This is a genomic window from Paenibacillus sp. GbtcB18 (assembly GCF_019091125.1).
GTDB classification, from domain to species: domain Bacteria; phylum Bacillota; class Bacilli; order Paenibacillales; family NBRC-103111; genus Paenibacillus_F; species Paenibacillus_F chitinolyticus.
The window spans coordinates 1-229 of the sequence record NZ_JAGXJX010001025.1 but is presented as its reverse complement, the minus strand read 5'-3'; the positions used below and the strand labels follow the sequence as shown (position 1 = coordinate 229).

At 41.0% G+C, this 229-nt stretch carries 1 protein-coding gene; it reads right to left on the bottom strand.

The genetic code is table 11. The features are described 5' to 3' along the window. On the bottom strand, window positions 1–229 hold a 229-nt coding region (locus KVT34_RS31550; RefSeq protein ID WP_217563422.1), incomplete at both ends, for an amino acid permease.

Below are 229 nucleotides of genomic sequence, written 5' to 3'. Positions count from 1 at the left end.
ATATGGAACCATACCTGTTAAAACGAAAGATACAATCATGTATAAAACAGTACAAATAAGAAGAGAACCGATAATGCCAATTGGTAAATCGCGCAGTGGTGTTTTCGTTTCTTCTGCAGCGGTTGCGATTGCATCAAAGCCTAAGAAGGCGAAGAATACAGTGGCAGCTCCAGTAATGATACCGTCGTATCCGAACGGAATGAACGGTGTCCAATTTTCAGGTTTTACA